Origin of the sequence: Hyphococcus luteus (genome assembly GCF_002943565.1) — a bacterium.
GTDB classification, from domain to species: domain Bacteria; phylum Pseudomonadota; class Alphaproteobacteria; order Caulobacterales; family Parvularculaceae; genus Hyphococcus; species Hyphococcus luteus.
Window position 1 is genome coordinate 133,271 of record NZ_PJCH01000001.1, and the last position, 23,116, is coordinate 156,386.

The window sequence follows — 23,116 nt, forward strand, 5'->3', positions numbered from 1 at the left end:
CCGCCCCGGATGGGACCTCCGCGGAAAGACCGTCCGGAAGGCTCAAAAATTCACGCCGACCTTCACGCCATATTGCCGCGGCGGTCCCGGATACCAGATGCTTCCAAGATCCTGGATGCCCGCCACATATCGTTCATCGGTCAGATTGGTGCCCCATACATCGACATAGACATTATTCATGGAGAACCGCACGCCCGCATTCAACAAGGTGCGTTTGGGCAAGCGCGTTTGCGGCGCATCAAACAGCGCGCCAAGCTGTTTCGCCTGGTGCGAAAGATCAACACGCGGCGTGACAGTGAATGAACCAAAGTCAATGTTGTAGGAAGCGCCGATATTGACGGCAATTTTCGGCGAGAAGGGAGTTTTCGCGCCGGAAATTGAAATCACATTATCCGGCGCCATAAGAAACGGACTAACGACATCGGGAAAGTCGCCCAGCTCGCTTTCAATGAATGACAGCGCCGCGTCAATGTTAAGATTCCCGAAATTCGCCTGACCGCTCGCCTCAAAGCCGTAAATCTTGCTCTTGCCGTCAGCGTTTTGAAGAATGTTCTGGCCGCCCAAAGTGGGGCTGGCGAATTGGGCCTGATATTGTGAAAGAGTCTGATAATAAGCGGCCAATTGCGTGCGCACATGGTCGTCCATCCAAGAAGACTTCAGACCGGCCTCATAGCTGTAGACAATCGATTTATCGAACTCCGCGCCGCCGACAATGTTGAAGCCTCCGGTAATGTGCGCACGAGCGACGCTGGCAAAAAAATTGTGAGCGCTGGTCGGCGAATAAGTCAGCGTGAATTTTCCATCTACGTCGGATTCATTTAATTTCTGCATCCCGACGAAAAACGGAATTGTCGGGTTGGAAAGCCCGTCCCCTAAAACGATATTTGTGTCGTTGCTCGTTATATAGTTTGTGTACCGAATCCCAAGTTCAGCTGAAAACTGTTCACTGAACCTGTATTTTGCATCGGCGAAAACAGACCATTCATCTTCTTTTTTCTTATAGGGCGTTTCCAGACCAAGGTAAGGAAAGCCGTCTTGGGCAAGATAAAAGTTGAATCCTTCGTGCCGATAGTCCTCAATGATCGTGTCTGTGCGCTGGTAGAAAACGCCCAGCACATAGGACAACGGATGATCGGCGTCATCCGGCGAAATGAGATTGAACTCTTGCGAGTAAAGCGTAAACGTGCCGGCGCTTCTGAATTCATCGTAAGCGGGCGTGGCGCCGTTCCGGTCGAAATTATTTACGGTTTCCGTGGTTTGGTAGCCCGAGACCGACGTGACCTGCAGCCCGTTTTCGAATTCATAGCCCATTTTGCCGACAACGCGCGCCGAGCGATCACGATAGATAAACCGGGCGTTCTGGACATAATCGTAAAGCGGATAATTATAGCTGCTCGTCAGGTTGCCGCCGAAATCCAGATCACTAAGGTCAAGCCTCAGTTCGCTTGTGAACTGATCTGTAGGCTCCCATAAAACGCCCAGGCGAATACTGTCCAGATTGGGCCGGCCCGGCTCTCCGGTAAAGTCGCCGGTAAGCGAATTTCCGAGAATATCGTTTCGTTCAAAATGGCGATAAGCGACGCGCACCCCGAGCGTGTCGCTCAACGGCGCATTGACGACAGCGGTAGCGCCAAATTGATTGTAATTGCCGTATTCGCCTTCGATCTTTCCGCTAAACCCATCGAGGTCCGGCGAAGCCGTCCGGATGAATATCGCGCCGCCGGCCGCGCTCTTGCCCACAAAAGTGCCTTGCGGCCCGCGCAACACCTCGATCGCCTCGATGTCATAGTAGGGCTCGTTCTGAAAATAACCGGGAAATGTCGGCACGCCGTCCCTGTAAAGAACAACGCCGGAAGGAAGCTCGATATCGACCGCGCTGCGGCCGACGCCGCGTATATTGAGCACGTTTGCCGAACCATAATCCGCCATCGTCAAGGCAGGCGCAGCATATTGTAAAGCGTAGATGCCTTGCACGCCCTTCTCAGCGAGCTTGTCGCCCGAAAGAACCGATGCCGAGATCGCCACCTCCTGCAGGCTTTCGGTGCGGCGCTGCGCGGTGACGACAATCTCGTCTTCCGCCTCACCCGCATCCGCAAAAGCCGCCCCGGAATAGGCGACAAGCGCCGCCAAAGACGTTGAATACAATGCCCGCGACAATACTGAACGTGTGCTCATTTTTGAGCTTCCTCCCTATTCTGCATTTCCCGCTCTAACATGTCAGTATAAAGTTGACAAGCCCTTTTTGGCTTCCGTAACTAGGGACGCCTCAAGAGGAGCGCCAAGCCTTAAGCAAGGGGCGACAGGCCCCACAGGACAGGCGCGATTAATCTGAGAGAAGTTAGTGCATTGTTTTTATGTATTTATTTTAATTGCAAATCTTCCGGCCCCGGGCTGACGAACGAATTTCCACCGGCCCGTTCCATTTCTCCCCGGCGCGCGCCATGGTCTTGCCGTTCCAATCTAACATGTTATTCTGATGCAGCTCAGCGCGCTTACCGGAAAGCGGGGGTCGTGACGAGCCGACTACGCTGTTTCAAAATAGGGCCCGCGCGGGGCTTTTGCATGCCGATTGCCCGAGGACTGAAAACCAGACTCGCAAAAACCGGACAACCGGCGGCGCTAGTCATCGCCAAGGGCTTGCTTCACAAGTTGCAAACATGAAAATCACGTCATTTAAAACGACCTCTCTGGCCGCCGGCATGTCGCGCCTTTGCATCGAAGCGGACGACGGCGCGGCGGGAAATTGGATCATCGCAAGCGCGCTGCAATCCGTCGCTGAAAAACTCGCCGACGCGGCGCTCATCGGTCAGGAACCGCGCAGCACAACCTCGCTCTGGCATGACATGCTCGACCGCGCCGGAAACGATTTGCAAGCGCGCGCCGCCGCAGCAGCCCTTGACGTCGCCTTATGGGATCTGAATTCAACTCGCGACAACGAACCACTCTGGAAAAAAATCGGGGGATCCCAAAAACCTGCGAACGCGCATCTCAGCATCACCGAGCGCGCCTCCGGCGCCACCCAAAGCGACGACGTATTTTTTCAGCAAGCAGCGCCTTTTGGGTTTCGCGAGGGTAAAGTAAGCGCTTGTCTGACTTCAAAAAGCCTTCCCGATCGTATCGGAAAATTGTTTTCGGCGCTCGACGCCAGCGCCCAACCGCCATCGCTTTATATAGGCGCGCAAGGCCGCTGCGCGCCTAAAGACGCGATCGCCGCCATCAGTAAACTCGAACAGCTTTTCGACATTACAGCCATCGAGGCGCCCTGCCCGACGTGGGACATCTCCGGTACAAAGAAGGTAAGCGAGAATATAAAAGCGGCTGTGTTCAATGACCTTTCCATATTCGGACGCGAAGGATTGCTTTCCCATTTCCGGCGGCGCAGCCTGGATATTGTCCAGCTTAGCGTTCTAAAAGACGGCGTTACGGGCGTGCTGGAGCTGGCGGATGCGGCATTCGGATACGAGCTGCCCATCCTCATAGCATCCTCGCCAGGCAATATCGGCGCACATTTCGCCGGGGCTCTTCCCTATTTCATGAGCCTTGAAATCAGAGACCTTCCCTCGAAACAAACAGCCCCATCAGCCGTGACCATCTCCAATGGCTGGGCGCAGCCCGGAGACGCTCCCGGTTTAGGCATTAACTGGGCGCAACCGTCTGCGTGACGCCCGCCCCTGACAACAGACCACTGGATTGAACGCTCATGAAAATAACCGGCTTCCGTTCTGAAACCTACTTTATGAAAATGGACCGGGAAGTCGCGGATGCGAACTTGCCCAGCGGCGTCGAGATCATGCCTGCATCCATCCTCTTTCTTGAAACGGATGAGGATATAACCGGCGTATCGCTGGGGTATGGCGGCGGCGTCGAGCATCTTTTCCATTTGATAGAAGGCGAAGATCCGAGAGACGTTCTTGGATTGTGGATCAAGATCAACGACTACCTGCACAAGGCCGGCAACGAGGGGGCGGCGACTCTCGTCTTCAGCGCCATCGATATGGCGTTATGGGATTTGAAGGCCAAGATAGCCGATGAGCCTCTATGGCGCACGCTTGGCGCGCGCGAGGGCCGGGTCAAGGCTTATGCGAGCGGACTTGACTACAGCCTTTCCGATGACGAGCTGTTTTGCTTTTACCGCCGCATGGCGGAAATGGGCGTCGACAGCGGCAAGCTGAAAGTCGGCCTGGATATCGACGCGGACATTCGCCGGCTCGGCATCATGCGCGAGGCGCTGAGCATCGCGTCGGACAGGCCGGGCCTGATGATCGATTCCAACGAATATTGGTCGCCGAAACAGGCTGTTCGCTACATCTCGAAAATCGAGGAGCGGTTCGACCTGATCTGGGCTGAAGAACCGGCTCGCCGGTGGGACTATGACGGTCTCCGCCTTGTGTCGCAGCAGGTGCGCACAGCGGTGGCGACCGCCGAAAACCTGAAAAGCATAGCGGACATATATCCCCTGATCGCCAACGAAGCGGCGGATGTGCTCAATCTCTCAAGCGGGCATTCCGGCGTCACCGGCTGCCGGCAGATTGCGAACATGGCCTATGCGCACAACGTCCCCGTATCGATGATGAACTGCCAGGCAAATTTCATGGCCCAGGTCGCCGCGGCGCTTCCCGGCCACACAATGATGGAAGTCGTGGACCCCGGGCGCGAGCACTGTCTGAAATATGACAACTATGTGCAAGACGGCTTCATTCATCTTTCCGACGCCCCGGGTTTTGGAATAGATGTCGATGAAGCCATCCTCAAAGATTTGCAGGAAAACCCGCCAAAAGGAAAAGGCGCGTTCCCTTTTCCGAGGCGCGAAGGCGCGGGACGTTATCTTGTGCCCCCGTCGCCTAGCGAAACGCCCTGGTCATCCTGACCCGGCGGCGGAGCCTCGCCTTAACTGACGCGAAATCGCGCAAAGGCCTCTTTGGTGAAGTCAGTGGAAGCGCCCGGCACTTCCGGCGACAGGCAGTAGCCGTCCTTTAGCTGTATCTGATGTTCAAATGGCCCAGCCTCCCAAAGCGGGATCACTTCAAGCAACCAGTTGTTCGGGATCGCTTTCACGAGGTGCTGGTGAACCTGCATGAGATCGCCGGCGTGCGGACAAACCGGCAGGCCGAACGATTCCGCTAAAGACGCCACCTGAAGCCACGGCGTTACGCCGCCGATCCGGCATACATCCACCTGCACCACATCGACGCCATTCCTTTCGATGAAATCGCGGAACATGTGCGTTGAATAGACATGCTCGCCCAGGGCGATTGGCGACGTTGACTGTTCGCGAAGCTTCGCATGCGCGCGGACATCGTCCGGATGAAGCGGCTCTTCAATCCATTTCACATCGAAATCGGCAAGCCTTCGCGCCGCCTCCTGCGCTTTTCTCAAATCCCATTTCTGATTGGCGTCGACCATAAGATCGATTCCGTCGCCGATTTCGGACCGCACCGCCGCCACGCGCCGCAAATCTTCCGACAGATCGTCAAGCCCGACCTTCATTTTCAATGTCCGGTAGCCCTGATCGATCAGCATGCCGGCTTCCCGGCGCAATTGCTCAACCGAATAGTTCAACCATCCGGCATGGGTGTTGTAAATCGGCATCTTGCCGGCATGGGCGCCGCCAAGCAGCCGCCAGAGCGGTTCCCCGGCGGCTTTGGCCAGAATATCCCACAAGGCGATATCGACAGCAGCCTGCGCCATTGTCGTCGCGCCGGCCCGCCCGATCCAGTGCGCCTTGCCGTGATATAATTTCGACCAGATCTGCCGGACATTGCGCGGATCTTCGCCAATGAGCTCGTCAATATAGAGCGAATCCAGGACGGCCTGCAGCACCTTGCCGCCTGCGCCGACCGTCACAGTGTACCCGCATCCGGCAACGCCGGCGTCGGTATCGACGCGCAGGCCGACAAATTCGAGCCGCTCTACGGACTGCATGCTGTCGGCGATCGCGCCGCCGACAGGCACTTCAAGAACAAAGCTCTCCGCAGCTGTTACTTTCATAAACCGCTCTTAAGAAACTCCATCGGACTTGACCGTGCCGTCGTTTCAGACTTTTACGATAAAATCTCGGTTCAAACATCGCGCGCGATTTCGGGCGGATCCATCGGATAACCAAGACCCTTATAGTCGTAATCGCCAATCATGTGGTTCTGGACGGGTTCCTGGATGGCGGGGCACGCATAATAGGCGCGGATTTCCTTGATCAGGCCGCGTTCGGAAAAAATGTACCACTCATCCCCGCGCAGATACACGCCGGCCTTCGGTTTGAAATGGGTCCATTCAATAACGGCCTCGCGCTTTTTTTCATCGACGATGACGCGATCGATTGTCCAAATCGAGCCGAACGTTTTCACCGCGTTGACCCAGCCCTCTGCGATAGCCTTGGCGCCGAAGAAAGTGCCCTGCGGGGCGCCGCTCGGAAAATAGTGATTAGCATCCGGTTCAAAGCAGCGGATCATCTTCTCTGCATCCGCTTCGTTGCAGCCGTCGAAATATTCCCGGATCGTCGCTTCCAATCCAGCCGCCGACACATCCCTCATCTCTCTCTCCTAACTTGCTTGTTTTTTTGACGCCACACAGGGCTCGCCGACGATCGTCACGCTGACGGCGCCGAGTCGATCGATGTCGCCGCGCGCCTGTGAATGTCCGGCCAGCCGGTAGGACCTAGTGCATGTGCCCGGCAGCACAATGTCGCCGGCGGCCAGACCGCCCCCGAACGGCGCAAGCGCATTTGCAAGCCACGCAACGCCGCTTCCCGGATGTCCCAGGATAGCTTTCGTGTTGCCCGTTTCCACGACCTCGCCGTCTATCTCGAGCGTCGTTTCAAGATCGTCCAGCGGGAGATCGCGCGGAGAAATCCTGTCTTCGCCAAGCACCACCAGCGCCGAGGAACCATTATCGGCCACCGTATCCTGCAACCTGATGCGCCAGTTCGCGATTCTGGAATCGATAATCTCGAAACAAGTGGCCACATAGGCGGTGGCGTCGAGAACGTCTTGCAGCGTCACGCCAGGCCCTTTCAGGTCCGACGCAAGAATGAACGCAGGCTCGACCTCGATCTGCGGATCGATCAGGGAAGACAAGTCGAGCGGCTGCTTCGGATCGTGCATCATCGTATTCATCAAATGGCCATAGTCCGGTTCGTCAACGCCGAACATTTCCTGCATTGCTTTGGCGGTCAGACCGATTTTATGGCCCACCACGCGCTCGCCAGCGGCCGTCCTGGCGTCAATATTCAGCTTTTGCACCTCATATGCTTCCTGCAACGTCATATCGGGAGCAATATCCGTTAACGGCGCAATGGGCATGCGCGATGTTTCAGCATCGCGAAGCCGTCTTGCTAGACTTGAGACCTTTTCCGTATCTTCGCCTTTGTTCATTTTTGATCTTCCACATTTCCAGATGTTGAACCCCGGGCGGCCGACACGACATGCTTTGCACCATGGACAAGCATGCGGCTGTCAAAGCTTGCGCATTGCAGGGCAAAGCCTTTCGCCCGCCAGAGGGCGGACTCTTCAGGGTTGTCGATGTAAATGCCGGCGGCGACGCCGTTCGCGAGATTCAAGGAGTAATCGCCGATGGCGGCGTAAATATCCTTGCCGCCCGGCGGCAGGCTCAGGGACAAGGCAAGATCGTAGGGCCCGATAAAGACAGCATCCACGCCCTCCACCGCAGCGATCTCATCCGCATTGTCCAATGCGGCCTTTCCTTCGAGCTGCACCACAACAAACGCCGCTTCGGACAATTGCCGCAACGGATCGTCGAGACCGTTGAATTTCTGGAGAGGGGAAAATCCGCGCGCGCCAGAGGGCGGAAATCGTGCTGCATCGACTATCGCTTTTGCCTGCGCGGGACTTTCAACATGCGGCGCCATAACGCCGCTCGCGCCGATATCGAGCACTTTTCCGATGAGCCCGGGCGTCGGCTCCCAGACGCGAACCAGCATCGGCAGGCGACAAACGCGCCCCGCCAGAATCAGATTCTCCAACTGTGAAAAGTCAGTGGAGGAATGCTCAAGATCGAGCACGACGAAATCAAAACCGGCGAGCGCCATAGCCTCTACGACGCCAGCCGAGGAAAGTTCAATCAGGAAAGTCCCGAGCGCGAATCCCTGCTTCGCTTTGCGGCGAAGCGTGTTTCCCAACAATAAGGTTTCTGCAAAAACGCCCGCGCTTTCGCCGCCACGCTCCCCTCGCGACGGCCCGTCGGTGATGTTGTCAGCAACCATGTCCGCTCCCTGCAGTCCGGAACCGCGAAATGCAGCCTGCGGAAAGGCGATTGCCGGCCATCGCCGCCGACAAGCCAATCTCATTGGCGCAATCACTCAAACGCGCGCGCGGCCATGTTTTCCTGACATGACCAAACGCTTGATTTCGCTTAGCACCCCTCAAACTAACATGTCAATGATGTAATTGGATCCCGCCGCCCCTATTCCTGCCGCCTTCGCCGCCGGATGCACGCGCCGCCGCCGGCGGCGCGGCGGCGCCTCCGCTACGGACAGGCCGGCCGGAAGGAAATACGCCGTTTTGCAACAAGAAAATCTCTATTTTCTGTTTTTACCGTGACCGGCAGGTCCATATAGAGGTGGAAAGAAATCGCCCCAAGGCCCTTGGCCGGCGCCTTGTTGGAATAGCGCGCTTGCCTCTTGCAACTTTGTTCCGCCCCGATCTAGAATGTTAGCTAGTTGAATTGCGACGCTGGCTGCGTCGCCTCCATTTATGTCAGGAAGGCCGATGACAACGCCAGGACAGCAGACACTCCACAATCGTCGCTTCAATACGCCCAAAAGGCGCAGCATCAGCATGAGCGAGTTTGGTTTCGGGGCGGCGCCGCTTGGAAACTTTCGCCGGACCCTAAGCGAAGAAGAGTGCGACGCCACGCTCGCCCGCGCCTGGGAGCTTGGCGTACGCTATTTCGATACGGCGCCGCTCTACGGTTTCGGACTTTCTGAGCTTCGCGTCGGGCGCCTGCTGCAAACCAAAAGCAGCGACGAGTATACCCTGTCATCGAAAGTCGGCAGGCTGCTCGAGCCCTGCCCGCCGGAAGAAGCCGACGGCATCATCTTTGAAAACATACCGCCCTTCAAATTCGTCTATGATTACTCATATGACGGCGTCATGCGCTCCTATGAAGAGAGCCTGCAACGCCTTGGCGTCGACCGCATCAACATTCTTTATGTTCACGATATCGATGCATTCAACCATGGCGGCCGGAACGAAGCCATCGCGCGCGCGCGCGAACTGATGGACGATGGCGGCTGGCGCGCGCTGAGCGAACTGCGTGACAGCGGCGCGATCGACGCTGTTGGAATCGGCGTGAATGAATGGGAGCCCTGCTCTCTTATGCTTGAGCTTGCCGACCCGGATCTTTTTCTCCTCGCAGGCAGATATACGTTGCTGGAGCAGGAGCCGGTCGACACGCTGTTTCCGGAATGCGAAAGGCGCGGCGTCAAGATCGTCATCGGCGGCCCGTACAATTCAGGAATCCTGGTGGGACGGTCTACCTACAACTATTTCCAGGATATTCCTGACAACATCCGTCACAAAGTCAGGGCGCTTGACGATATTTGCCGCGAACACGGCGTCGCCATGGGCGCCGCCGCTCTGCAATTCGTGCTCGCGCACCCGCTCGTCGTAAGCGTCATCCCGGGCTCCCAGACTTTGCAGGAGCTGGAAACCAATCTCTCCTTTGTCGGCGCCGACATCCCCGACGCTTTCTGGCGGGATTTGCGTGCGGCGAATCTGATCGCCGAGAACGCTCCGACGCCAGCAAACTAACGGCAGGCATCCGGACAATGGTGAACGGACTGGCGCCCGAGTTGTCAGCAAATACGATACTGCCTGTCGATCGATCCGACGCCGCGCTTGTCGGCCGCGTATGGATCGATGGCCCGACGCCGGGCCCGCGCATCACGGCGGTGCGCGACGACATGCTGATCGATCTTTCCGAAATTACGCCGACCATGGCCGATCTGCTCGACAGAAGCGACGCCGTTGAATGCGTAAAAACGTACAAAGGCGCGATTTTAGGCTCCATCCAATGCTTCCTTGACAAGGGCGCGCTTCTGGCGCCGTGCGACCTACAGGCTATTAAAGCGGCAGGCGTCACATTCGTAAGCAGCGCCATAGAACGGGTCATCGAAGAACAATGCCAGGGGCGAAGCGAACGCGCCGGCGAAATCCGAAACACGCTTAGAACAGCGCTCGGGAACGCATTGCAGGAAGTTGTCCCGGGATCTCTGCAAGCGCGCGACCTCAAGAAATTTCTCACCGAAAAGCAGCTCTGGTCGCAATATCTTGAAGTTGCAATCGGCCCGGATCCGGAAATATTTACAAAGGCCCAACCGATGTCAGCTGTCGGTTGCGGCGCCGATGTCGGCGTTCACCGGCAATCACAATGGAACAACCCTGAAGCCGAGATCGTCCTGGCCATTTCGTCCGCCGGCTCAATTGTCGGAGCGAGCCTCGGCAATGACGTGAATTTGCGCGACATCGAAAGCCGCAGCGCGCTTCTTCTCGGAAAGGCTAAAGACAATAACGCTTCATGCGCGATCGGACCTTTCATTCGACTTTTCGACAATCGCTTTCGCCTTGATGATGTCCGCTCTGCGGAAGTCCAGGTCACCATCACCGGCGCAGATGGATTTAAGGAAACAGGCGTCAGCTCGATGGGAGATATGAGCCGCGATCCGGTCGCGTTGACGGAAGCGACGATCGGACCGTCACATCAATATCCAGACGGGCTAATGCTGTTTCTTGGCACAACCTACACGCCTGCCAGCGATAGGATCAAAAAGGGCGGCGGCTTCACGCATAAAATCGGCGACGCGGTTCGCATCGAAAGTCCGAAACTTGGCGCGCTGGAAAACCGGGTCACCACCAGCGATCTTGCGCCGCCATGGCGTTACGGCGTGCGCGAACTAATGCGTTCTCTCGCGGCAAGACGCCTTCTTTAGGGACGCTGAGGGCAGCGGCGAGCCCTCGCAGTCCAAAGAAAAATGGTCCATACGAATCCGAGACGTGCAACTAAAGGAATAAAACATGACCGAGCTTACCGGCGAACATTTTATCGGCGCGAAGCGGCGAAAATCTGCAGACAAGTTTTACGCCGCCAATCCCGCGCTGAATGAAGCAATAGAACCGGCCATTTCTCAAGCTACGGCGGACGATGTTGAATGCGCCGCCATGGCCGCTGCGGACGCGGCGGAAGCTTATGAACGTATTGGCGCAGACCGGCGCGCGCAGTTTCTAGATGCGATCAGCGAACATATTCTCGGTCTGGGCGAAACGTTGTTGCAGCGCGCTCATGAAGAAACGGGCCTGCCGCTTGCGCGGCTCGAGGGCGAACGCGGCCGCACTGTCGGCCAGTTGAAACTCATGGCCGCCGAAGCGCGTGACGGCGTCTGGATGTCGCTTCGCGTCGATCCGGCACTGCCTGACCGCAAGCCGGCGCCGCGCTCTGATCTGCGCATGCGAAAAAAGGCGCTCGGGCCCGTCGCCATTTTCGGCGCGAGCAACTTTCCGCTGGCGTTTTCCGTCGCCGGCGGCGACGCGGCGTCTGCGCTCGCCGCAGGCTGTCCGATTGTCGTGAAAGCGCACCCCGCCCATCCGGGCGTATCGGAACTTATTGCAACGGCAATCATTCGGGCGGCGGAAGAAACCGGCATGCCGGAGGGCGTCTTTTCACTACTGCAAGGAAACACCCATGAAGCCGGCCAGGCTCTCGTCGCCGATCCGCGGATCAAGGCCGTCGGCTTCACCGGATCGCGGCAAGGCGGTCTGGCGCTCATGAAAATCGCCGCCGCCCGCGAAACGCCGATCCCGGTTTATGCAGAAATGAGCGCCATCAACCCGGTGATATTGCTCCCCGGGGCGCTCAAGGAGCGTGCGCCTGACCTGGGACAAGCATTCGTTGCGTCCCTCACCCTTGGCGCCGGCCAGTTCTGCACCAATCCGGGCCTAGTCATTGCGCTCGCCGGGCCAGAACTCGATGCGTTCGCCGCCGCCGCCGAAGCCGCCATTGACGAAACAGCGCAGCAGGTCATGCTGACATCGAGCATTTGCGAAAGCTACAAGAGCGGCGTTGAGGCGCTGACGAGTCAAGACGGGATCGCCGCACACCTGCCTGCGCCCGCGTCTGCGCGAAATTGCTGCGCGCCGGCGCTGTTCAGGACCACCGCCGCGCGCTTCGCCGGCAATCACGCGTTGCAAAAGGAGGTATTCGGCCCCGCCTCTGTTATCGTAGCGTGCGAAACGCATGAGGAAATAGCGGCGCTCCTGACGAAACTCGAAGGGCAGCTCACGATCAGCATTCATTGCACGGAGGATGACGCCTCCCGCGCGGCCGCTCTGTTGCCGCTCATGGAAGAAAAGGCGGGGCGGATCGTCGCCAATGGCTGGCCGACCGGCGTCGAAGTCTGCCACGCCATGGTGCATGGCGGGCCCTTTCCAGCGACATCCGACGGCCGGACAACGTCGGTCGGCACGCTTTCAATAGAACGCTTCGTGCGCCCCATTTGCTATCAGGATTTTCCCGCCCAGCTTCTTCCGCCGGTTTTGCGCGACGACATGTTGCCCGCCGCGCCGCACCGGCATGACGGGAAGTGGCGCTTCTGACCGAAAGTTGAAGGAGACGGCGGCGCATTGTCTCCCGTGCGCCGCCGGCAAAGTCTAGGATGCGGGCGCCGTCCGATTTGTCACAATCGTCTTTGCATTTGTGTATTCGGCGAGCCCGTGAAGTGAATTTTCGATCCCGATTCCTGACTGTTTGTGGCCGCCAAACGCGACATGCGGCGAAAATGTGTGGATCTCATTGATCCAAACGGTGCCGGCTTCAATTTGGTCAGCGATCTTTCTCGCGCCGTCGGCGTCGGCGCTCCAGACGGATGCGGCGAGCCCGTATTCCGTATCATTCGCCCGCCGCACGACATCGTCGAGGTCGGAGAATTTCAGCAGCGGCAGGACGGGGCCGAAGGCTTCTTCCGTTACGACCCGGCTGTCCTCGGGAGGATTGTCGACGATCGTCACCGGAACGAAATATCCCGTTCCTTCTTCGATTTCGCCGCCGAGCAAAAAGCGATGATTGTTCTTCTTACTGTCGGCGAGAAGGTCTTTGAGTTTTTCGAACTGCATCGCATTCTGGATCGGCCCGAGATCGGTGCCTTGCTGAAGGCCGTCCCCGACCTTGACCGTCCTGGCGTACTCCACCAGCGCCTTGGCGAGATCGTCGTAAATCGCTTCATGGATGTAGAGGCGCTTGGCCGCCACGCAAAACTGCGCGCTGTTCTGAAACGCGGCCCAGAAGAGTTCTTTGGCGGTCGCCTCCACATCCACATCCGGCATGACGATCGCCGGATCGTTGCCGCCGAGCTCTAAAGTGATCCGCTTCAGATTGCCCGACGCAGACGCCATGATTTTCCGTCCCGTCGCCGTCGACCCGGTAAAACTTATCTTCCGGATGTCGGGACTGTGCGTCATCCATTCGCCGACTTCATTGCCGCCGGAAATGACATTCAGCACGCCTTTCGGCAGAACGCCGCGCGTCAGCTCGCCGAATTTAAGCGTGCAGAGCGGCGTAAAGGGCGACGGTTTCAGGACAATCGCGTTGCCGGCGACGAGCGCCGGCGCTGCCTTCCACACGGCGAGCAGCAGCGGAAAATTCCACGGCGTGATGCCGCCCACGACGCCGAGCGGCGTGCGTGTCGTTTCAACGGTCCGGTTCTCGCTTTCTTCAGCGACTTCCGTTTCCAAGGCCTGCTTGGCGATTTCGCGGCACCAGGCGATCGAACCGCCGATTTCCCATTCCGCGCCGGCGCGCGCCTTGCCTTGCTCCATGGTCAGCAGGCGCATGAAGTCTTCGGCGTTTTCCTCAATCAAGTCGCCGAGTTTCGAAACGAGCGCTTGACGCTCGCGCCACGGCCTTGCGCGCCATGCGGGATAGGCGCGTTTTGCGCTGGCGACAGCGTCTTCGAATATCGCCTTGTCTGCACTTGGCACGGCGGCGATCGCCGTTTCAGTTGCAGGGTTTATGGCGTTGAACGTATTTTCAGCCGTTACGCCCTCTCCATCGATGGTCATCGTATAATCTGCAAAAAAATCCATGCCGTCTTCCTCCGCTTCCAAAGCCTTGTGACGCGATCTTATGATCGCCGCCGAATTCGCGCCTTTTTTTCAGGCGTCATTCAAACACCCGCCGCGCAACGCCGTATCTGAGCCATACGAAAAGGGACAAAGCCCCTACGGCCGCCGAACTGACGAAACCCGCCGAATAGCTTCCGGTCAGATCGATGCTCCATCCGATAAGCGGGATGGCGACAATGCCCGGAAAATTGCCAAGCGCATTTGCAAAGCCGCCAATGACCCCGCGGCGGCGCAACGCCATGTCGAGCATCGCAGCATCGGCGCCGGAAAAACAAAATGCGAGAAAGCCTGTCGCGGCGCAGGTGCACAACGCCGCCTGCAAGGGCGACGCCGCCAATGGCGCCAGAAGAAGGAAAACAATTCCGCCGCCGATGCCGACCGCCTGCATCGCCTTGCGCACAAAAGTCGGATCCATTCCGGATGTCAGCATCCTGTCCGCGCGCATGGCGCTTATATGAAGCATCAACGTCATGGATAGCCATGGCAACGCCGACAACATGGCTGATGCTGCAATTTCCGTATTTTGCACCGCGCTGTAATAGCTGGGCAGCCAGGCGATGAAGACATAGACAATCCAGTTGAGCCCGAACTTCGCCGCCGCAGCCGCCCAAAGCGCCGGATGAGACAGCATGCGGAGGACCGGCAAGGTCGCCCCGTCCCCCGCCGGCTTCGCACCCGCACGGTCCGCGACTGCGCCCTCTCCGCTTTTGCCCGCAATGCAAATCCAGAAAAAGACCCAGACAAGACCGATGGCGCCGAACGCATGGAAAACCGCCGGCCAGCCAAACTGGTCGTCCAGCACGCCGCTAAGAGCGAGACCTCCCGGCGCGCCGAGCGTCGCGCCGCTTGCAACAATTGCGATCAGGCGCGCTCTTTCATTCGGAGCCGCCCATGCGCCGACAAGGCTATATGTGGCGGGAATAACAAGTCCTTCAAATGCGCCGAGCGTTATGCGCAGCGCGACCAGCGTCCCTAACGAATGAGTCGCCGCCGCGGGCGTCGCCAAAGTTGCAAAAGAAAAACCCAGTACGCCGAGACCGACGGCGCGCACTGCCCCGATCCGCAGCGCAATAACGCCGCCCGCCAATTGGGAGGCGATATAGCCGACAAAAACCGAGGCCATGACCCAGCCTTTCGTGGCCTCTGCCCATCCGAATTGCGCCTGCATGGAGACAGCGGCGACGGAAAGATTGACCCGGTCGCAATAGCTGAGGAACCAGGCGGCCGCGAGCATCAGCACCAGTATTTTTCCCGGCGCCGCAACTGCCGGCGCCGATGCGACGCCGGCCGAATAACGGGCGGCGCCTTCAGGACGGCTGCACGGTGTTGATTTGGCTGCAGGGCCGATCATAGGCATGTTAATGAGCCGAAAAATGGGCTGTTTTCCCAATCTTGTTTCAGATTTCGCTTTATTAACATGTTAGTTAATGGGGCGCAATTCACATTCCGATCCCGGCGGCCGTCTAATGGGCCCGCTCAGCCGGAAACAACCCTGTCGGCCCGTTCCTCGCGCACGCGCAGCAGCAACGCCGCGCCCGCCAGCAAAAGAACGATGACGGATGAAAACCCGGCCTGCTGGTTGTGAGAAACGCCGGTCGCAAGCGTGACAAGCCCATGACCCAAAAATGCGGTCGCTGTGCCCGAAAGCGCATATAAGCCAAAAAACTGGCTCATCATGCTCACCGGCGAAAGCTTCACCATCATCGTCCGGCTGGCGCAAAACGCTATCGTCACGGTCACGGCCAGCGCCATATAGTTTGCAATAAACAACAGTTCCGGAAGCGTTTGGAAATAGGGGAACCGCCACAGCGGGCGGAAGGGCTCGACACTGAAGAAGAAAAAGACGTGTTCGGGCGTCATGGATACGGCGCCCAGCATGAACAGGCAGCTCAACAAGATGGAAATAAGAATCGCACACTTCGAGCCTATCGCTTTATCAAGCCAGCCGCCAATGAATCCGCCGCCAATGGAAAACGGGGAAAGAATAATGGAAAAGAAGATGAGCGCTGTCAGATCCCATTTGAAAACACCGGCGGCAATGATGCCGCTATAGGCCAGGATCGCGACTTGTCCGTCATTATACAGCATCCGGGCGATAAGATAGAGACCGACATTGGAAAGCTTTTTCGCCGCTCTGATCGTCGCCGCGAGCTGCGCGAGCCCCTCTTTAATCGCCTGGCGGGGGCCGGCGCCCGTTGCTGGAACGTCATAGGTCCACAACAATATCGGCAGGGTGAAAAGCGCAATCCATATTCCGGAAACGGGCCCGACGATCCTGCTATGCTCGAAGGTCAAAGGGTCTATGCCCAAAACCGGCTTGTCGGGCAGGAAGGGAAGGTCCATCCCGCCGCTGGCCGGAAGCGCAACGCCGAACAACACCAGAACCATCGCGAGAAAATTGCCGATATTGCCGGCCGCAACGCCATATCCCGAAAGCCAGCCGACATCTCGCGTTCGCGCGATCGCAGGCAGCATCGAATTGTGAAACACTTGCGAATATTCGAATGAAATCGTCAGAATAGCCGCAATGACCGCAATCGCCGCTATGGATAGGCCGCCTTTCGCGCCCGGCATGGCGAACCAAAGCGAACAACAGCCGGCGGTCATGATCGCGACAATTGCAATGAGCCAGAGCTTTCGCCGCCCCATCCTGTCGGCGATAGCGCCCAACACCGGCGCGGAAACCCCAATGCAAAGGCCGGCGACCGTGTTTGCAAGGCCCCATATCTCCTGCCCGCGCACCGGGTCGCCAACGACGGTATTGGCGAAGTAAGGCGCAAAGACAAATACGACGACAAGGCCGATATAAGGCGTGCGGGCAAACTCGAACATGCCCCAGGCATATTGGCCGCGCCGGTCATCATGAGGGTTCACATTTGCTGACGAATGCCGCACAGCGGCGCCATCGGGCGCGTCAGCCAGATCGGGCGCGTTCATTTGGCGCGCCGCCGCTCGATCCGCTTAGGCACATTGATACTCCTCGCAGATCGCGTCACGCATCAGGAATAAAGAGGCAATCCGCCGGCCGGCGCGTCAAGAAGCTGCACCGTCCCCGTCTCCACCTCTGTGACAAACCATTTTTTCCGCCCAGGACCATATGCAAGGTTGGTCGGCATGCTGCCCTGCACCTTCAATCTGGATGCAACCGCGCCGCTCTTGTCCACGACCGCGACAACGCCTTCTCCAAAAACGCAGGCATAGAGCGAGCCGTCAGCGGCGAATTTCATTCCGTCCGGACCTTTGAATTCTTCCGGGTTGAAATGCTCAATGACATTGGCGAATGTTTCGCGCTCGCCGACAACCCGGCCGTTCTCGCATTTATATCGATAGACGGCGCCTGTCAGCGTTTCGTTGACATAGAGGTCTCCGGCGGCGTCTATTGCGACGCCGTTGGTGAACTGAATGCCTTTATCGACAAGTTCGACCGCGCCGGTTTTTACATCAACACGGTATACGCGGCCGTCATAATCGAGATTGCGGTACTCCGGATTGAGCTCTCCATTCGGCGCCGCCTCCTCAATCTCGATGCCGGAATCTGTAAGATACAGATCGCCATGCGGACCGAAAGCGAGATCGTTCAGAAATGTAAATCGCTTTCCGTCGCACGCTGTGGCGACGACCTCGCATTCGCCGGCAAGCGTGATCCTGAGCAGCGCCTTTTGATGCGTTTCAGCGACCCAGATATTGCCTTCGCGGTCCATCGCAAGGCCGTTGGGACGTCCGGTTTTCGCAATGACGCGCCTGGATGTTCCGTCAGCGGATATATGCGTGATGCAGCCGGTGTCGGGAGACATCTCCACGATAAGAAGGCTGCCGTCCCCAAGGACGACAGGACCTTCGGGAAACTCAACCTTGTCAGCAAAAATGGCCATTTGCGCCCATCCGTCTCCATCCCAAGCCGAGCTCGGCGCTCGCCGTTTTTTGCGCGATGCGCTGTTCTTTATGCGTTGAAAACAGGCTGTTGACGTCTTCAACACAAATCCACACTAACATTTTAGATTGACCGCATCAAGCCCGCATTGGCTGAAAATAAGCTAATGACAGGGTCATGCTGCAGCTCTGTTAAAATGTTAGATTGCCGCACAAACCGAGACGTGGCAGATTAGGCGACCGCGCCCAAATCGCCCCCGAAATTCCGCCGCCGCTCCCGCAAGCTTTCAGGCCGGCCCGCACCATTTTGATCAAATTGGTTTTTGACGGCCCTTGCTAACATGCTAACGTCTCCGGAATCTAAAAAACAGCAGCAGCAAGAGACAAAAATGGTCGCTTCGCCACGGCGGATTCAACCCGGCAATTCCGAACTGTCCAAAACGGAGCGTGTCTATCAAAACCTACGCCGCAGAATACGCGAATTGGAGCTTCCTCCCGGATCGCGCCTTCAAAAAAATGAAATTGCGGACGAACTCGGCGTTTCGCGGGCGCCGGTGAATGAAGCCATTGCGAAATTATCGGAAGAAGGCCTCATCGATGTTTTTCCGCAAAGCGGCAGTTTCGTGGCCCCGATTCGTCCTGAGGACATCCGGGAGAGCATGCTCATCCGCACCGGGCTGGAAGTGGAGGCCGTTCGCAGAATCACCATGATGCCGGACACGTCGGATCTGCTGAACAGGCTTGATGCGAACCTCGCCCAACAAACCCAGGCGCTGGAAAAAAACGACATCGCCTGGCTCGACACCCTCGATGAAGAATTCCACAACACGCTGTATTCCGTGCTGAACGCGCCCAAAGTGCACCGCCTTTTGGACACATGCCGCGCGCTGCTGGACAGGCCCCGTTTCAAAACGCTTTGGGAAGCCGGACGGCCTTTTGCAACGCTGAAGGAACACCAGCGCATCGTAGACGCCATCAGAACCGGAGACCCGGAATACGCAGGACAAGCCATGCGGCTTCACCTGCGCATGGTGGCCAAATCGGTTGAGGGCGACCTGCCGAATTTGAGCGAAGCCGGCTAGCCTGCTCCTCTTAACAGCCTCATGACAGGGAGACGATGGAGCTAGCGCAAAAGCGCCTACTCCCCGTCCGCTTTCAGACCTTCACGGGCGGCGCGCGCCTGCTCGCCGACATAGGCCCTGATCGCCTCGACCTCGCCCAAGCCCAGCTTGTCGTGGAAGCCGACCATGCCCTTCGAACTCAAGGCGCCATCCAGCACAATCGCTTTCCATGCGTCGGGCTCTGTCAACGCCGCAGACCTGCGCAGATCCGGGATGACGCCGGCTGACCAGGCCGAACCTCCATGGCAACGCATGCAATGGCCCGCATATAAGCCCATCCCCTGCATGAGCTGAGACTCCGGCGCCTCTTCCGCAGGCGGATTAAGCGGTAAAACTGGCGGCGTGTAATCCGGAAGCGCGGCCGATCCGCCGAGTTTGAACACCAACAGGCGTCCATTGGGACGAACATGAGGATTTTGCACATAAGGAGAGAAAATGCCGACTACTCCGCCAAATCCTGCGAGCACGGCGACATATTGCTGTCCGTCTATCTCATAGCTCGCCGCTGCTGCAACCGGGCCGCTCTGCGCGTCAAAACTCCAGATTTTTTCGCCATCACTCGCCTTATAAGCTGAAAATTGACCGCTTGGCTCGCCTTGGAAGAGCAGATTTCCCCCGGTCGCAAGAATCCCGCCATAGCCGACGCCCTCATGCTGCACGCGCCACACGGCCTTCTGTTTGACAGGGTCGAAAGCGGTGATCGCCGCGCTGACCGTTTTTATAGATTGTCGATACTCGTCAATGCTGGCCGGGCCGGCATTCGTCGGTGACGCATTCCCCAAATTCCACTCGCCTGCATGGAACCGAAAATTCACTTCATCTTGATAGCCGAACATGTGGTCCTGCGTTGGGATATAAACCAACTCAGTATCCGGACTATACGCCATTGGATGCCAGCTATGCGCCCCATAAGCTCCCGGACGCGCGACAAAATTCTTGTCGTTATTGGCTGACCATCGCGCCCCTTTAATCACGACAGGACGACCGGTTTCGTTATCGACGCCTTCAGCCCAGTTCACAGAAACAAATGGCTGCGGCAGCGTCGCTAGCTCGCCATTCGTCCGGTCAAGCACATAGAAAAACCCGTTTTTGGGCGCCTGCATCGCAACCTTGCGGGTCTTGCCGTCGATCACAAGCTCCGCAAGAATGATCGGCTGGGTCGCCGTAAAATCCCATGACTCCGCGGGTGTTTCCTGGTAGTGCCATTTGTAGGCGCCGGTATCCGCATCCAATGCGACGATGGACGACAAAAACAGATTGTCGCCTTTACCGTCAGAACGAACGCGATAATTCCAGGGGCTTCCATTTCCGACGCCGATCAACACCTGGTCGAAATCTTTGTCATAGACAATGGCGTCCCACACCGTGCCGCCGCCGCCATACTCATACCACTTGCCGAACCATGTCGCAGACGCCACATCCTTCATGACTGCGTCTGACGCCTCGCCGTCGGGCCCTGCAGAAGGATCGCCGGGCACGGTATAAAAACGCCACTCCTTTTCACCTGTCTTGATGTTATAGGCCGTCACATACCCGCGGACGCCGTATTCAGCGCCGCCATTGCCGATAATGACCTTGTCTTTGACAATCCGGGGGGCGCCCGTAATCGTGTATGGGGTTTCGGGATCGAATGTCGCCGTCGTCCAGACCACTGCGCCGGTCCTCGCATCAAGCGCGATAAGCCGTCCATCTAAAGCGCCGACAAACACCTTGCCGTCAGCAACCGCAACCCCGCGATTTCCGACGTCACAGCAGGCGTCGTAGCCTTTCTCTCCAGCAACTTCCGGGTCAAAAAACCATAATTGATCTCCTGTTTTTCCGTCGAACGCATACACTTTCGACCACGCGGTCGAGACGTAAATGACGCCGTCAACAACAACAGGATTCGCCTCCTGCCCGCGGAACGTGTCGAGATCGGCGTACCAGGCAAGACCAAGCTGACCGATATTGTCTTCGCTGATCTGATCCAAAGGACTGTAGAAGGCTTCACGATATGAACCGCCCACGACGGACCATTCTCCCGAAGCGGCGGTTTCCTTGGCCGCACGCCCACAGGAAGCAACGCCAGCCGACGCTGCGAGCAAAACGCCCGCCAACATTAACCTTGCCGCCCTATGAAACGTTTTCACGCCCGGCTCGCCTTGCTTTCTAAACAAAATGCTTGTCGCCATTGTCTAACGCCCTCTTCCTTCATGATTGTCGCGCGCGTGTTCGCGGAGACGCACAGATTCAACGCAAAGAAGGGAGGCTCTCCCTTCGCGCGATCACGCCGTCTTGGATACATTTAAATTCAGCTCCCGGACCATCGCGTTGCGAATTTCAAACTTCTGCACTTTCCCGGTGACCGTCGTCGGGAATTCCTCAACAAACCGGATATAACGCGGCACTTTATGCCGTGTGATTCTGCCATCGCAGAATTCGCGCACGTCTTCCTCGCTGAGCGCGGAGCCAGCCTTCACCCTGATCCAGGCGCAAAGTTCTTCCCCGTATTTTTCGTCAGGCACGCCGACCACCTGCACATCTGCGACATTCGGGTGCTGGAAAAGAAACTCTTCGATTTCCCGCGGATACAAATTCTCGCCGCCCCGAATCACCATGTCTTTCAGGCGGCCGACGACATTTCCGTAACCGTCTGCATCGATGACGCCGAGGTCGCCGGTATGCATCCAGCCGCCGGCGTCAATCGCTTCCGCTGTGCGCTCGTCGTCCCCCCAATAACCAAGCATCACGGAATATCCGCGCGTGCAGATTTCTCCTGGCGTTCCGCGCGGCGCAGTTTCTCCATTTTCCTCGACAATTTTGACTTCGAGATGCGGGTGAACCGTTCCGATCGTCGAAACGCGACGCTCGATGGGATCGTCGGGCATGCTTTGAAAGCTGACGGGACTGGTTTCCGTCATGCCATAGGCAATCGTAATGTCCTTGATGTTCATCTGTTCGATGACTTGTTTCATCACCTCGATCGGACATGGCGAACCGGCCATGCAGCCGGTGCGCAAGGACGCCAGGTCGTGATTCGAAAAGGCGGGGTGCTCCAGCATGGCGATGAACATCGTCGGAACCCCAAAAAGGCCGGTGCACTGTTCGGCCTCAACCGTTTCCAGAGCGGCTTGCGGATTAAAAATCTCGCTCGGATAAACCATCGTCGCGCCATGCGTAAGACAACCGAGATTGCCCATCACCATGCCGAAGCAATGGTAAAGCGGCACCGGAAGACACAGCCGGTCGCCTTGGCGAAGACCCAGGCGCCGCCCCACAAAGTAGCCGTTGTTCAAAATATTGCGGTGCGACAGCGTCGCGCCTTTGGGATGACCGGTCGTACCGCTTGTGAACTGAATGTTTATTGGGTCTTCCGGCTTCAACGAAGATCCAGCGCTTTTCACTTTGGCGATGAGAGAATCGTTGTCCAGACGCAGCAGCGTGTCGAACTGGATCCAGCCTTTCCTGTTTTCACCGCCGATTTTTAAAAGATATTGGAGGGCGGGAAAGGTTTCACTGCGCAGGCCGCCGGGCTCGCTTTCCGCAATCTGGGGCTCTAGCGCCTCCATCATCGCCACATAGTTGCTGGAGCGAAAACGCTCCGCAGCGACAAGCGCCTTTATCCCGACCTTGTTGAGGGTATAGGCGAGTTCGGAAGACCTGTAGGCTGGATTTATCGTAACGAGGATAAGCCCCAGCTTCGCCGCGGCGAACTGCGTGAGCGCCCATTCCGCACAATTGGGCGACCAGATTCCGATCCGGTCCCCGGCGCGCAAACCAAGCCCATAAAACCCGGCGGCGAGCGCCTCTGCGCGATCGTTGAGCTCCTTGTACCGCCACCGCAAATTCTGATGAGCGCTGATAATGGCGTATTCGTCCGGCCATTTGCGCGCCGCTTCGTCCAGCGCGTCGCCTATTGTCATTTCCAGCAGCGGAGGCTCCTTGGCCCCGACGACATGGCTTTTTTCCTGCACGACCATAACTGCTCTCAATTCCGGCGCTTTCGCCGCTCTCCAGGCG

Annotated in this window: 17 protein-coding genes; 6 read left to right on the forward strand and 11 right to left on the reverse strand. The window is 57.7% G+C overall.

Annotation, left to right across the window (positions count from 1 at the left end; genetic code table 11):
• Nucleotides 1-42: 42 nt before the first annotated feature.
• Nucleotides 43-2,175 carry a TonB-dependent receptor gene (locus CW354_RS00525; RefSeq protein WP_104828098.1) on the reverse strand — a complete coding sequence of 711 codons (2,133 nt, stop codon included), beginning with the start codon at nucleotides 2,173-2,175 and terminating at the stop codon, nucleotides 43-45.
• 524 nt (nucleotides 2,176-2,699) lie between these two features.
• On the opposite strand from CW354_RS00525, the gene CW354_RS00530 reads away from it, so the two are divergent.
• Together CW354_RS00530 and CW354_RS00535 are read left to right on the forward strand one after the other, a co-directional pair.
• A complete protein-coding gene (locus CW354_RS00530) occupies nucleotides 2,700-3,662 on the forward strand; it encodes a mandelate racemase/muconate lactonizing enzyme family protein (protein ID WP_243396258.1) in 963 nt (320 codons plus the stop codon).
• Between the two features lie 38 nt (nucleotides 3,663-3,700).
• The gene (locus tag CW354_RS00535) at nucleotides 3,701-4,867 is read left to right on the forward strand and encodes a mandelate racemase/muconate lactonizing enzyme family protein (protein ID WP_104828100.1); all 1,167 of its coding nucleotides are present in this window, start codon (nucleotides 3,701-3,703) and stop codon (nucleotides 4,865-4,867) included.
• A gap of 20 nt (nucleotides 4,868-4,887) precedes the next feature.
• On the opposite strand, the gene CW354_RS00540 is transcribed toward CW354_RS00535, so the two are convergent.
• The 4 genes from CW354_RS00540 to CW354_RS00555 all read right to left on the reverse strand — a co-directional run bounded on the left by CW354_RS00540 (nucleotide 4,888) and on the right by CW354_RS00555 (nucleotide 8,215).
• Nucleotides 4,888-5,988 carry a mandelate racemase/muconate lactonizing enzyme family protein gene (locus CW354_RS00540; protein WP_104828101.1) on the reverse strand — a complete coding sequence of 367 codons (1,101 nt, stop codon included), beginning with the start codon at nucleotides 5,986-5,988 and terminating at the stop codon, nucleotides 4,888-4,890.
• Between the two features lie 71 nt (nucleotides 5,989-6,059).
• On the reverse strand, nucleotides 6,060-6,527 hold the full coding sequence (locus tag CW354_RS00545) for a nuclear transport factor 2 family protein (protein WP_104828102.1): 468 nt from the start codon (nucleotides 6,525-6,527) through the stop codon (nucleotides 6,060-6,062).
• A 9-nt stretch (nucleotides 6,528-6,536) separates the two neighbouring features.
• Nucleotides 6,537-7,367 (reverse strand): 2-keto-4-pentenoate hydratase, encoded by an 831-nt coding sequence (locus tag CW354_RS00550; RefSeq protein ID WP_104828103.1) that lies wholly within the window; start codon nucleotides 7,365-7,367, stop codon nucleotides 6,537-6,539.
• Complete coding sequence (locus tag CW354_RS00555) at nucleotides 7,364-8,215, reverse strand: HpcH/HpaI aldolase family protein (RefSeq protein ID WP_165793455.1); 852 nt, start codon at nucleotides 8,213-8,215, stop codon at nucleotides 7,364-7,366. Before CW354_RS00555 ends, CW354_RS00550 begins: the two co-directional genes overlap by 4 nt.
• Before the next feature lie 574 nt (nucleotides 8,216-8,789).
• On the opposite strand from CW354_RS00555, the gene CW354_RS00560 reads away from it, so the two are divergent.
• From CW354_RS00560 to CW354_RS00570, 3 genes are all read left to right on the forward strand, one after another.
• Complete coding sequence (locus CW354_RS00560; protein WP_207764593.1) at nucleotides 8,790-9,764, forward strand: aldo/keto reductase; 975 nt, start codon at nucleotides 8,790-8,792, stop codon at nucleotides 9,762-9,764.
• 17 nt (nucleotides 9,765-9,781) lie between these two features.
• Nucleotides 9,782-10,942, forward strand: coding sequence for a fumarylacetoacetate hydrolase family protein (locus tag CW354_RS00565; RefSeq protein WP_104828106.1), 1,161 nt, complete (start codon nucleotides 9,782-9,784; stop codon nucleotides 10,940-10,942).
• Between the two features lie 85 nt (nucleotides 10,943-11,027).
• Nucleotides 11,028-12,602, forward strand: coding sequence for an aldehyde dehydrogenase (NADP(+)) (locus tag CW354_RS00570; RefSeq protein WP_104828107.1), 1,575 nt, complete (start codon nucleotides 11,028-11,030; stop codon nucleotides 12,600-12,602).
• Between the two features lie 54 nt (nucleotides 12,603-12,656).
• On the opposite strand, the gene CW354_RS00575 is transcribed toward CW354_RS00570, so the two are convergent.
• The 4 genes from CW354_RS00575 to CW354_RS00590 form a co-directional block, all read right to left on the reverse strand.
• Nucleotides 12,657-14,087: an aldehyde dehydrogenase family protein gene (locus tag CW354_RS00575; RefSeq protein WP_104828463.1), complete on the reverse strand. Its 1,431-nt coding sequence runs from the start codon at nucleotides 14,085-14,087 to the stop codon at nucleotides 12,657-12,659.
• A 76-nt stretch (nucleotides 14,088-14,163) separates the two neighbouring features.
• Nucleotides 14,164-15,360, reverse strand: a complete 1,197-nt coding sequence (locus CW354_RS00580) for an MFS transporter (protein WP_243396261.1) — start codon at nucleotides 15,358-15,360, stop codon at nucleotides 14,164-14,166.
• A gap of 242 nt (nucleotides 15,361-15,602) precedes the next feature.
• Nucleotides 15,603-17,063 carry an MFS transporter gene (locus CW354_RS00585; RefSeq protein ID WP_104828109.1) on the reverse strand — a complete coding sequence of 487 codons (1,461 nt, stop codon included), beginning with the start codon at nucleotides 17,061-17,063 and terminating at the stop codon, nucleotides 15,603-15,605.
• Between the two features lie 62 nt (nucleotides 17,064-17,125).
• The gene (locus CW354_RS00590; RefSeq protein WP_104828110.1) at nucleotides 17,126-17,998 is read right to left on the reverse strand and encodes an SMP-30/gluconolactonase/LRE family protein; all 873 of its coding nucleotides are present in this window, start codon (nucleotides 17,996-17,998) and stop codon (nucleotides 17,126-17,128) included.
• A 339-nt stretch (nucleotides 17,999-18,337) separates the two neighbouring features.
• Between CW354_RS00590 and CW354_RS00595 the strand changes: the two genes are divergently transcribed.
• Nucleotides 18,338-19,078: a GntR family transcriptional regulator gene (locus tag CW354_RS00595; protein ID WP_104828111.1), complete on the forward strand. Its 741-nt coding sequence runs from the start codon at nucleotides 18,338-18,340 to the stop codon at nucleotides 19,076-19,078.
• Nucleotides 19,079-19,134: 56 nt separating this feature from the next.
• On the opposite strand, the gene CW354_RS00600 is transcribed toward CW354_RS00595, so the two are convergent.
• Both CW354_RS00600 and CW354_RS00605 read right to left on the reverse strand, forming a co-directional pair.
• On the reverse strand, nucleotides 19,135-21,288 hold the full coding sequence (locus CW354_RS00600; RefSeq protein WP_104828112.1) for a PQQ-dependent dehydrogenase, methanol/ethanol family: 2,154 nt from the start codon (nucleotides 21,286-21,288) through the stop codon (nucleotides 19,135-19,137).
• A gap of 93 nt (nucleotides 21,289-21,381) precedes the next feature.
• On the reverse strand, nucleotides 21,382-23,076 hold the full coding sequence (locus CW354_RS00605) for an AMP-binding protein (RefSeq protein ID WP_104828113.1): 1,695 nt from the start codon (nucleotides 23,074-23,076) through the stop codon (nucleotides 21,382-21,384).
• Nucleotides 23,077-23,116 lie beyond the last annotated feature (40 nt).

What these genes read in the sequence shown, in the direction of transcription:
- CW354_RS00560 (WP_207764593.1), top strand. Translation starts at nt 8,790, where the DNA reads ATGAGCGAGTTTGGTTTCGGGGCGGCGCCGCTTGGAAACTTTCGCCGG.
- CW354_RS00595 (WP_104828111.1), top strand. Translation starts at nt 18,338, where the DNA reads ATGCTAACGTCTCCGGAATCTAAAAAACAGCAGCAGCAAGAGACAAAA.
- CW354_RS00565 (WP_104828106.1), top strand. Translation starts at nt 9,782, where the DNA reads ATGGTGAACGGACTGGCGCCCGAGTTGTCAGCAAATACGATACTGCCT.
- CW354_RS00535 (WP_104828100.1), top strand. Translation starts at nt 3,701, where the DNA reads ATGAAAATAACCGGCTTCCGTTCTGAAACCTACTTTATGAAAATGGAC.
- CW354_RS00600 (WP_104828112.1), bottom strand. Translation starts at nt 21,288, where the DNA reads ATGGCGACAAGCATTTTGTTTAGAAAGCAAGGCGAGCCGGGCGTGAAA.
- CW354_RS00550 (WP_104828103.1), bottom strand. Translation starts at nt 7,367, where the DNA reads ATGAACAAAGGCGAAGATACGGAAAAGGTCTCAAGTCTAGCAAGACGG.
- CW354_RS00575 (WP_104828463.1), bottom strand. Translation starts at nt 14,087, where the DNA reads ATGGATTTTTTTGCAGATTATACGATGACCATCGATGGAGAGGGCGTA.
- CW354_RS00590 (WP_104828110.1), bottom strand. Translation starts at nt 17,998, where the DNA reads ATGGCCATTTTTGCTGACAAGGTTGAGTTTCCCGAAGGTCCTGTCGTC.
- CW354_RS00540 (WP_104828101.1), bottom strand. Translation starts at nt 5,988, where the DNA reads ATGAAAGTAACAGCTGCGGAGAGCTTTGTTCTTGAAGTGCCTGTCGGC.
- CW354_RS00570 (WP_104828107.1), top strand. Translation starts at nt 11,028, where the DNA reads ATGACCGAGCTTACCGGCGAACATTTTATCGGCGCGAAGCGGCGAAAA.
- CW354_RS00580 (WP_243396261.1), bottom strand. Translation starts at nt 15,360, where the DNA reads ATGCTCGCGGCCGCCTGGTTCCTCAGCTATTGCGACCGGGTCAATCTT.
- CW354_RS00525 (WP_104828098.1), bottom strand. Translation starts at nt 2,175, where the DNA reads ATGAGCACACGTTCAGTATTGTCGCGGGCATTGTATTCAACGTCTTTG.
- CW354_RS00530 (WP_243396258.1), top strand. Translation starts at nt 2,700, where the DNA reads ATGTCGCGCCTTTGCATCGAAGCGGACGACGGCGCGGCGGGAAATTGG.
- CW354_RS00545 (WP_104828102.1), bottom strand. Translation starts at nt 6,527, where the DNA reads ATGAGGGATGTGTCGGCGGCTGGATTGGAAGCGACGATCCGGGAATAT.
- CW354_RS00585 (WP_104828109.1), bottom strand. Translation starts at nt 17,063, where the DNA reads ATGAACGCGCCCGATCTGGCTGACGCGCCCGATGGCGCCGCTGTGCGG.
- CW354_RS00605 (WP_104828113.1), bottom strand. Translation starts at nt 23,076, where the DNA reads ATGGTCGTGCAGGAAAAAAGCCATGTCGTCGGGGCCAAGGAGCCTCCG.
- CW354_RS00555 (WP_165793455.1), bottom strand. Translation starts at nt 8,215, where the DNA reads ATGGTTGCTGACAACATCACCGACGGGCCGTCGCGAGGGGAGCGTGGC.